This window comes from Alteromonas sp. 14N.309.X.WAT.G.H12 (assembly GCF_036697315.1).
Lineage (GTDB): Bacteria > Pseudomonadota > Gammaproteobacteria > Enterobacterales > Alteromonadaceae > Alteromonas.
Genome location: NZ_JBAHZB010000106.1, coordinates 1 through 9,544 on the forward strand (window position 1 = coordinate 1; position 9,544 = coordinate 9,544).

The 9,544-nt window shown below is 45.8% G+C and carries 7 protein-coding genes and 1 pseudogene; 3 read left to right on the plus strand and 5 right to left on the minus strand.

The features are described 5' to 3' along the window. Positions 1-233: pseudogene (locus tag V5298_RS17390) on the minus strand (hypothetical protein); the annotation flags it as partial. A 72-nt stretch (positions 234-305) separates the two neighbouring features. On the opposite strand from V5298_RS17390, the gene V5298_RS17395 reads away from it, so the two are divergent. Together V5298_RS17395 and asnB are read left to right on the plus strand one after the other, a co-directional pair. Further along, positions 306-1,973: a M28 family metallopeptidase gene (locus tag V5298_RS17395; protein ID WP_332932701.1), complete on the plus strand. Its 1,668-nt coding sequence runs from the start codon at positions 306-308 to the stop codon at positions 1,971-1,973. A gap of 306 nt (positions 1,974-2,279) precedes the next feature. Next, on the plus strand, positions 2,280-3,953 hold the full coding sequence (gene asnB, locus V5298_RS17400) for an asparagine synthase B (RefSeq protein ID WP_332932702.1): 1,674 nt from the start codon (positions 2,280-2,282) through the stop codon (positions 3,951-3,953). A gap of 72 nt (positions 3,954-4,025) precedes the next feature. Here asnB and V5298_RS17405 read toward each other — a convergent pair whose 3' ends face one another. Together V5298_RS17405 and queE are read right to left on the minus strand one after the other, a co-directional pair. Next, positions 4,026-4,886, minus strand: a complete 861-nt coding sequence (locus tag V5298_RS17405) for an amino acid ABC transporter substrate-binding protein (RefSeq protein ID WP_332932703.1) — start codon at positions 4,884-4,886, stop codon at positions 4,026-4,028. A 23-nt stretch (positions 4,887-4,909) separates the two neighbouring features. Further along, the gene (gene queE / locus V5298_RS17410) at positions 4,910-5,560 is read right to left on the minus strand and encodes a 7-carboxy-7-deazaguanine synthase QueE (protein WP_332932707.1); all 651 of its coding nucleotides are present in this window, start codon (positions 5,558-5,560) and stop codon (positions 4,910-4,912) included. Between the two features lie 116 nt (positions 5,561-5,676). Between queE and queC the strand changes: the two genes are divergently transcribed. Then, positions 5,677-6,348: a 7-cyano-7-deazaguanine synthase QueC gene (queC, locus tag V5298_RS17415; protein WP_332932704.1), complete on the plus strand. Its 672-nt coding sequence runs from the start codon at positions 5,677-5,679 to the stop codon at positions 6,346-6,348. A gap of 70 nt (positions 6,349-6,418) precedes the next feature. Here queC and V5298_RS17420 read toward each other — a convergent pair whose 3' ends face one another. Both V5298_RS17420 and uvrB read right to left on the minus strand, forming a co-directional pair. Next, the gene (locus V5298_RS17420; RefSeq protein ID WP_332932705.1) at positions 6,419-7,345 is read right to left on the minus strand and encodes a LysR family transcriptional regulator; all 927 of its coding nucleotides are present in this window, start codon (positions 7,343-7,345) and stop codon (positions 6,419-6,421) included. Between the two features lie 152 nt (positions 7,346-7,497). Further along, the gene (gene uvrB, locus V5298_RS17425; RefSeq protein ID WP_332932706.1) at positions 7,498-9,513 is read right to left on the minus strand and encodes an excinuclease ABC subunit UvrB; all 2,016 of its coding nucleotides are present in this window, start codon (positions 9,511-9,513) and stop codon (positions 7,498-7,500) included. Positions 9,514-9,544: the final 31 nt, after the last annotated feature.

Below are 9,544 nucleotides of genomic sequence, written 5' to 3' on the forward strand. Positions count from 1 at the left end.
GATACGATTTGTTCGTAGTAACGATGATCACCATCACTAAACGTACTTTGACCTTTAAATTTAGGCCCGCCCCACTGCCCCTTGTGCCAGGTTACAACTGCGTTGTTAATCTCTGCAATAGTAGGAAATTCGCTACATTGACGCAATCCACTTAATTTCAAAAGGGAGGAAACAGGGAGAGAAATTACATTGCTATTTTTGGTAGAAAACCAATTACATAGGGTAGAATTCATAGACTTCGACTTGGTTCAGTGTCCGGTATTCTCTATACTGGGTGGCTATTGTAGAGCAAATAGAGACAAACAATGAAAAAAATTCTTTTGCCAATTGTGGTGCCATCGTTATTTACTGTAGTGGCACTTAGCCTCACAGCATGTACCAATGAACAAAACAAGGCAGCACCGAGTGTTACGGTTGCATCCGAACCGTCTAATTTTGATACTGTGTATGACAGTTTTAAAGACGAAGATTTTCGTGAGCCCCTAAAAACCCTGTCTTCTGACGAATTTGAAGGTCGTTTACCTACCTCCGAAGGCGAAAAGAAAACCTTGGATTACCTGGTCACACATTTAAAAGCGGCAGGATTAGAACCCGGCAATAATGGCAGCTACCTGCAAGATGTGGCGCTGATGGAAATTACCGCCGATCCCAACGTTACCATGACCATTGGTGACAATACCTTTCATTATAAAGACGACATGATGGTTGGCTCGAAAAGAGAACAAACCACAGTCTCACTAGAAAACTCTGATCTGGTGTTTGTCGGTTACGGCATCAATGCTCCCGAATATGATTGGAATGACTACGAAGGCGTCGATGTAAAAGGCAAAACCGTGGTGATTCTGGTTAACGATCCAGGCTTTGAGAACCCCGAAAGCGGCAAATTCCAAGGCACCACCATGACCTATTACGGACGCTGGACATACAAGTATGAAGAAGCCAGTCGTCAAGGTGCCGCGGGGGCATTAATTGTCCATGAAACCGCACCGGCTTCCTACGGTTGGTCTGTGGTTGCCAATAGCTGGAGTGGCCCCCAATATGGGCTTGTTAGCGAGGATGGCGGTGCAAGTCGTGTGGCCGTTGAAGGCTGGCTCACGTTCGATGCCGCGAAAAAAGTCTTCGCAGACGCGGGCATGGATTTTGACGAAGAAAAACGGGCAGCACTGGAAGGACCTTATCATAAAGCCCTTGATTTAACGGCCTCTGTTACCGTGAAGAACACCATCAAAAAATCCGTCAGTCACAATGTTATCGCGACGCTGCCGGGTACTGAGCATCCTGACGAACACGTCATTTATACAGCGCATTGGGATCACTTAGGCAAAGATACTTCCCTTAAAGGCGATCAGATATATAACGGTGCCCATGACAATGCCACGGGTACTGCTGCAAGCCTGGTACTAGCCAATGCCTTTGCTAAACTAACCCCCCGTCCTGCCCGCTCGGTAACATTTCTTATTGTCACCGCTGAAGAACAAGGTTTATTGGGGTCACAATACTATGCAGAACACCCAGTTATTCCGTTAAATCATACGGTGGCCAATATTAATATGGATGCCATGAATGTATTAGGTAAAACCAAGGACGTGACGGTAGTGGGCATGGGTAAATCAGAGCTCGAAACTTATCTTGATACAGCCGCCAAACGTCAGGGCCGCTACCTTGTACAAGAAGACCGTCCTGAAGCGGGCTATTACTATCGCTCGGATCATTTCAGTTTTGCCAAAAAAGGCGTCCCTGCACTCTACGCAGAAGGCGGCTCCGAACCATGGGATGATGAAACCGCGGCTTACAGAAAGCGTATGAAGGTGATCATCACCGGCTGCTATCATCAGGTATGTGATGAATATCGCAACGAATGGGATTTATCAGGCATTGCCCAAGACACCCAATTGTTGTTTGATGTTGGTTACGGTATCGCCACCACAGATGCATGGCCAAAATGGGATCCACAAAGTGAATTTCAGCGCTAATCGCCATACAAAGGCGTAAAATGACGTTGTTCCTTACCGGTAAACGGTGCGTGCTCACCGTTTACCGGCACAAGCAGGGCGTATGCTTTATGAACGATTTTCATTCATACGTTAAAATTGGGTAAAATTATGAGAATATTTTACGTTTAGACCAGTTATTTCTTGCATTTTTTTCTCAGGCTGGCACATTCAACAGACGCGGAGTCAGTACATCAAAAACAATAACGTCTCACCCGCGGCCGCGTTAGGCCAACCGACAGAATAACAATCCTATTTTTCAACAAGTCACAAGAGAGAATCCGTTTTATGTGTGGTATTTTCGGTATCCTTGATATCAAAACCGACGTGTCTGAACTCAGAACCCAAGCGCTTGATTTTACAAAGTTGCTGCGTCATCGCGGCCCTGACTGGTCGGGTATCTGGAATAATGACAATACCATCCTGTGCCATGAACGGTTAGCCATCGTCGATGTCGACACCGGTGCGCAACCGCTCATCAGCCGGGATAATAAAAAAGTCCTGGCCGTTAACGGTGAGATCTATAATCACAAGCAGCTTGCCCAAAATCTGGCAACGCCCTACGATTTTAAAACCCGTTCAGACTGTGAAGTGATCCTGCCTTTATACGAACAAAAGGGTGTGGATTTCATCGATGATCTGGAAGGTATGTTTGCGTTTATCTTATACGATGAAACCGAAGATGCTTACCTTATCGCACGGGATCATATCGGCATCATTCCCCTTTACACTGGCTATGATGAACACGGTAATTTTTACGTTGCCTCAGAGATGAAAGCATTAGCGCCTATCTGTAAAACCATCAGTGAATTCCCTCCTGGGCATTACCTGTGGAGCAAAACAGGCGAGCTCACCAAATACTATAAACGTGACTGGATGAGTTACGATGCGGTTAAAGACAACGAAACGAATCTTGATGATTTAAAAGTGGCGTTTGAAAAAGCGGTTAAATCACACATGATGTCTGATGTTCCTTACGCTGTATTATTATCAGGCGGCTTGGATTCATCACTGGTGTCTGCGGTAGCGGCGCAATATGTGGCCAAACGCGTTGAAGACGAAGATAAATCTGATGCCTGGTGGCCCAGACTACACAGCTTTGCTGTGGGCCTTGAAGGCGCACCGGATCTTGTGGCGGCCAAACAGGTTGCCGATATGATCGGTACTGTGCATCATGAAATCCACTTCACGATCCAAGAAGGCTTAGATGCCATCCGTGATGTGATTTATCATCTTGAAACCTACGATACAACCACCATTCGTGCTGCCACGCCCATGTACTTAATGACCCGCAAGATTAAAGCCATGGGCATTAAAATGGTACTTTCCGGTGAGGGTTCTGATGAGATTTTCGGCGGTTACCTGTATTTCCATAAGGCCCCGAATGCCAAAGAATTACACGAAGAAACCGTTCGTAAATTAGATAGATTGCACATGTTTGACTGTGCCCGCGCTAACAAAGCAACCAGCGCTTGGGGTGTGGAAGCCCGTGTACCGTTCTTGGACAAAAACTTTATGGATGTGGCCATGCGGTTAAATCCTCAAGATAAAATGTGTGTTGACGGACGCATGGAAAAATGGATTTTACGTAAAGCTTTTGATGATGGAAAAACCTTGCCACCAGAAGTACTTTGGCGTCAAAAAGAACAGTTTGGTGACGGTGTGGGTTATTCGTGGATCGATTCTATTCGTGACTTTGTTGAAGACAAAGTGAGCGATCAACAGCTTGCTACCGCTGAGTTCCGCTTCCCGGTTAATACGCCAGATACAAAAGAAGGTTACTACTATCGGACGATATTTGAAGGTTACTTCCCGCAAGAAAGTGCGGCGCGATGTGTACCAGGCGGTAAATCCATTGCTTGTAGTACCGTTGAAGCCCTCGAGTGGGACGAAAGCTTTAAAAGCAATGCCGACCCTTCAGGTCGTGCAATGAAAGACGTCCACGCCGGTAAAAGTCATTAATCTAGACTTTTAGAGCACAAATAGAACGCGCTATCCTTCTAACAGGTTAGCGCGTTTTTTTATCTTAGCGATTTATTGGGCGATATTAGCAGGACGATACCAAAGGGTAGCATCGTCAATGGGCGTTTGAGGGGGCAATAAGGGATTATTAATGAAGATAATATCCCGTTCATCCACCTTCAGATTTTTCAACGTCGATTCATAGCTTGAAAAGAAAAGCGCATCGAAGGATCCATCCTCCAATGCCATTTTCAGCCCGGTTTCAATTAAACGGGCCAAGGTGGTATTCCCCTTATTCACGAAAAAATACATGGCGGTGGGATAATAGATCGCATGGCGTGGTTCAAGAATAATATCTGATGAAAAATAACCGGCCTTCAATTCATTTTCTACCTCAACCACAGAGCGAGGGAAAAAGTCCGCTCGATTCGACTCCAAAATATCGTAGGCATCGGTGAAACTGGCCACAGTAAAGACATTAAAACCATTGGCTTGCAGTATTTTAGTATCTGGCCATTCTTCACCTGATACGGGAATAAAATCACGCATATCCGTTATACTGAATCGACGATCAAAACGCGCTTTTTGGGTATCTTTGATTAAAAACACCCGCCACCCCATCAGACCTTTGGTTAACGGAATGCGAATCGGTAATAAATCTTTTTCACGCTGCGCATCGGTAACGCTCCACACCACGTTCACTTCACGGTTTTCTTTTAATTGGCGCAGCGCTTTGCCTTTTAGCATGATGCGATCGGAAGGACGTAATTTATATTTCACGCCGGTTTTCTCTAATGCCAAAGTAAGAACGGCCAACGGATATTCTGTGCGCAAGTCTTTATCATCTAATGCCCGTGGGTAGGTAATTGACCATAGCGCAGCCTGCGTACTCACGCTGAGTAACGCACAGCATAAAACCAGTAATTTACACATTCCCTTCACCTTTTTGCCCGCCATTATTCAATGCCGATGTATTTATGGGTTTGCAACGACAGTCGCCAGTTTCGTTCGATGCAGGTTTTTATCGCCAAATCTGTCGCCCTCCCTTGCTGACTAATGGGTTGTAAACAGATATAAGGCGGCACCTTGCCCTCTAAACGCGCCAGCAGCCCGTCCAGCTCTTCAATATGCTTTTCCATGGCCACAGGGTGCTTTATTTCATTTGCCCGCGCCAAGGCCTCGGTGAGGACCTCGTAACCACCTTTCATCTCGACTTTAGGCGAAACGGTGACCCATGTGCGTTCATCACAACGTATCGGAAAAGTACCGCTGGTTTCAATTTGTGTGGTAAACCCGTTTTCATGCAGTGTATGAGTCAGCTCATACAAATCGTAAATACAGGGTTCGCCACCGGTAATAACAATATGTTTAGCGGTATAACCCCGCTGCGCGAGTAACCCTATCAATGCCTGGGCATCCATCGCAAAATGGTGTTCACTCTCGGCTGATTTACTTAGCACGTTATCCGCTGTGGTTAAAAAAGCATCGTCTAATGCCCATGTATGTTTGGTATCACACCACGGGCAACCAACGGGACAACCCTGTAGTCTGATAAATACGGAGGGCACGCCGGTTTGCACTCCCTCACCCTGAATGGTTTCAAACATTTCGTTAATTTTTAGCGTTGTATCCGGCAAAGTATTGGTCCTGTGGTTAATTCGGGTTGGGATTTTATCAATAATCACATAGAATTCTTGCATCTTTTCGCGAAAAAAACGAACTTATGTCTGAGAAAGTAATTGTTATCTATTCTGGCGGTATGGACTCTTTCACCGTACTGCACAAAGCCATTGAAGACGGTAAGTCGCCTATGGCCTTGTCTTTTGACTATGGGCAACGCCACAAAAAAGAAGTGGATTATGCTGCCAAAGTCTGTGCTGAACTAGGCGTACCACACAAAATTGTGGATATCTCCGCCATCAATAGCCTGGTTGGCGGCTCTGCCCTCACTGACGATATTGATGTCCCCGAGGGGCATTATGAAGAGCCTTCGATGAAACAAACCGTGGTGCCAAATCGAAATATGATTTTGCTGTCCATGGCTGTAGGCTATGCCGTCAGTGAAAATGCCAGCAAGGTTTATTACGGTGCCCATTCTGGCGATCATGCCATCTATCCGGATTGCCGCCCAGAATTCGTAAATAAAATGAATGATGTGTGCGCCATTGCCAATTATGAGCCAGTGGAAATTGTGACCCCGTATCTTACGGTAAGTAAAACCGCCATCCTCACCGATGGCTTAAGAATGGGCTTAGATTACAGTAAAACCTGGACTTGCTATAACGGCAGGGAGAAAGCCTGCGGAAAATGCGGCGCGTGTCAGGAACGTCTTGAAGCTTTTCGGGAGAATCAACGCACCGATCCCCTTCCCTACGAAGCCGCCGCTACGCGCTGATTTTTACACCACCTTCCCTTACAATCAAACGCCCGGTCTATGCCGGGCGTTACATTATCCACGAAGGGTTTTATTTTTGGCTTTCCGAAATAAAATAGGTTAGCTCTTTGATGCAATGACGGAGCACAGGATTTAAACGGGTGTTTTTGCCATTCATCACAAACAGTTCATGCTCAAAGTTAAATAAACTGCCATTCGCAATGGGGACAAGGCCTAAACTCGCGCCCTGCTCCTTGGCAATATAATCTGGCAGTAACCCAATATATTCGCCGGTCATAATGGCAGATAGCGCCGCTTCAAAGGAATCTGAGAAAGTTTGTACCGACAAATGCTGATCATTTTCGATATAATTTGCCGAAGATAAGCCCGAGATACCAATGGCAGAATATTTGCCGATATCCACCTCTTCAGGTAGTTCAGTATCGCGATATTTGGCCAACGGGTGGGTAGGAGAACAATACAAACGGCCACTACAGGTAATCCCTACGGGATGGAAGGTGACCGATTCTGGCTTCACCATATCGTATGTGGAGACGACAAGGTGACACTCACCGGATAACGCCACATGTTCAACTTCATTGTATAATCGGGTTTGAATATTGACGTGAATATCGTCAAATTTCTTCATTGTGCTTTTGACCGCTTTACTTACAGCCAAATGCATAGAAAGCGGTAAGCCCGCCATCATGACCAAGGTTATGTGCCCAGAATAGTCGTCGTGTAACGATTTTAAATTGAACACAAAATTATCGAAGGCATTGAAAATACGTTTGGTTTCCTGAAAAACCACTTCACCTTCTTTGGTCATCTGAAAGCCGCCCCGCCCACGGTGACACAGCACTAAATCAAGTCGCTCTTCAAGCTTCTTGATTGCCGCACTGATATTGGGACGCTGCATTCTTAAAACAGGTTCTGCGGCGGTAAATCCGTTGCAACTTGCTACCGCGTAAAAAACTCTCAACAGCTTGATATCTGATTCTTGTAGTCGATTTAACATAACGCAATCCGTGTATTTATAGGTATAATTAGGTATATCTGAGTATACTTTTAATCATAATAGGTAAGACCTAGCTGAATTACAACGAATTTTACACGTTTAGCATTTCTCGTATGATTTCAGTCTATTAAAGGTAACCCCAGACCTAGCATTTACGACAACGCAACAACTTGTTTACGCAGCGTTTCAATTTCATCCCTGAGTGACGCTGCTTTTTCAAACTCCAGCTCCCGGGCACTTTCAAACATCTGTTTTTCCAATTGGGCAATCTGGGCCATCAGATCCGTTGCACTGGCAAGCTGAAGATCTTTTTTCTTGTCTGCCACTTTACGCAAACGCACTTTTCCAGAGGCCGGATGGGCACTGTCTCCCAAATCCATAATATCGGTAATGGGTTTATTGAGTCTTTGGGGTGTCAAACCCTGTTTGCGGTTATGGGCTTCTTGTTTTTCTCGACGTCGGGAGGTTTCATCAATGGCCTTTTTCATTGATTTTGTTATCACATCGCCATATAAAATGGCTTTCCCGTTTATATGTCTGGCGGCACGACCAATGGTTTGAATTAGGGAACGTTCTGCCCGTAAAAAGCCTTCTTTGTCCGCATCTAAAATGGCCACCAGCGACACTTCTGGCATATCAAGTCCTTCACGAAGTAAGTTGATACCGACTAACACATCAAATTTACCGAGTCTTAAATCGCGAATAATCTCAATACGCTCCACGGTGTCGATATCCGAATGTAAGTAACGGACTTTAACGCCATGCTCGTTAAGGTATTCACTTAAATCCTCCGCCATGCGTTTGGTTAGTGTTGTAATTAACACCCGTTCATCCACCGCAACCCGTAAGTGAATTTCCGACAATACATCATCAACCTGCGTGGCCACCGGACGCACTTCGATCACCGGATCGAGCAAGCCGGTGGGTCTGACCACCTGTTCTACAATTTCACCATCGGATTTTTTCAGTTCATAGTCGCCCGGTGTTGCCGAAACATAGATGGTTTGCGGGGATATTTGCTCGAATTCATCAAATTTTAGGGGGCGATTATCCAGCGCCGAAGGAAGACGAAAGCCGTATTCCACCAAGGTTTCTTTACGGGAGCGATCGCCTTTGTACATGGCCCCAATTTGTGAAACGGTAACGTGAGATTCATCAATAAACAAAAGACCATCTGCGGGAAAATAATCCAGCAAGGTGGGAGGGGGCTCGCCGGGTGTGCGACCCGATAAATAACGGGAGTAGTTTTCAATTCCTGAACAATAACCAAGCTCCAACATCATCTCGATATCAAACTGGGTTCGCTGGCTAATACGTTGTTCTTCTATTAACTTATTGCTTGCCAGCAGTTGTGCTTTTCGCTCTTTTAATTCCCCTTTTATCAACTCTATGGCATCAAGAATTTTTTCTCTGGGTGTAACGTAATGGGTTTTCGGAAACACCGTTGCCCTGACCACTGTTTTGTCCACGGCCCCGGTTAGTGGATCAAACAAACTGATCCTTTCAATCTCGCTATCGAATAACTCCACTCGCACCGCTTGTTTTTCCGAATCGGCAGGGAAAATATCAATCACATCACCACGAACACGAAAAGTCCCCCGTTCAAAGGCCAGATCGTTTCGTTTGTATTGCAATTCGGCTAATCGGCGCAGAATATCCCGCTGGTCCATGATATCGCCCTGACGCAAATGCAATAGCATTTTCATGTAGGATTCAGGATCACCGAGCCCGTATATTGCCGATACGCTCGCCACAATAACAACATCTCTGCGCTCCATTAGCGCCTTGGTGGCGGACAGGCGCATCTGTTCAATATGATCATTGATGGAGGCATCTTTTTCGATGAAGGTGTCGGTGCTAGGCACGTAGGCTTCGGGCTGGTAATAGTCATAGTAGGACACAAAATACTCTACCGCATTGTGTGGGAAAAACTCCTTCATTTCTCCGTACAACTGCGCTGCCAGTGTCTTGTTATGGGCCAAGATCAGCGTTGGACGCTGCACCTGATTAATAATATTTGCCATGGTAAACGTTTTACCCGACCCGGTGACACCAAGTAGGGTTTGACTGGCCAAGCCACTCTCAAGGCCATCCACTAAAGCGGCAATGGCTTTAGGTTGATCGCCGGCAGGTTGATAATTCGATTCAAGCTCAAAACCTTTACTCATTGCTGTGTTTGCTCTCCAAGCTTGCTACGGT

Bases quoted from the DNA above. Each gene is read 5' to 3' on its own strand.
- V5298_RS17395 (WP_332932701.1), top strand. From the start codon at position 306: ATGAAAAAAATTCTTTTGCCAATTGTGGTGCCATCGTTATTTACTGTA.
- V5298_RS17420 (WP_332932705.1), bottom strand. From the start codon at position 7,345: ATGTTAAATCGACTACAAGAATCAGATATCAAGCTGTTGAGAGTTTTT.
- V5298_RS17405 (WP_332932703.1), bottom strand. From the start codon at position 4,886: ATGTGTAAATTACTGGTTTTATGCTGTGCGTTACTCAGCGTGAGTACG.
- uvrB (WP_332932706.1), bottom strand. From the start codon at position 9,513: ATGAGTAAAGGTTTTGAGCTTGAATCGAATTATCAACCTGCCGGCGAT.
- queC (WP_332932704.1), top strand. From the start codon at position 5,677: ATGTCTGAGAAAGTAATTGTTATCTATTCTGGCGGTATGGACTCTTTC.
- queE (WP_332932707.1), bottom strand. From the start codon at position 5,560: ATGTTTGAAACCATTCAGGGTGAGGGAGTGCAAACCGGCGTGCCCTCC.
- asnB (WP_332932702.1), top strand. From the start codon at position 2,280: ATGTGTGGTATTTTCGGTATCCTTGATATCAAAACCGACGTGTCTGAA.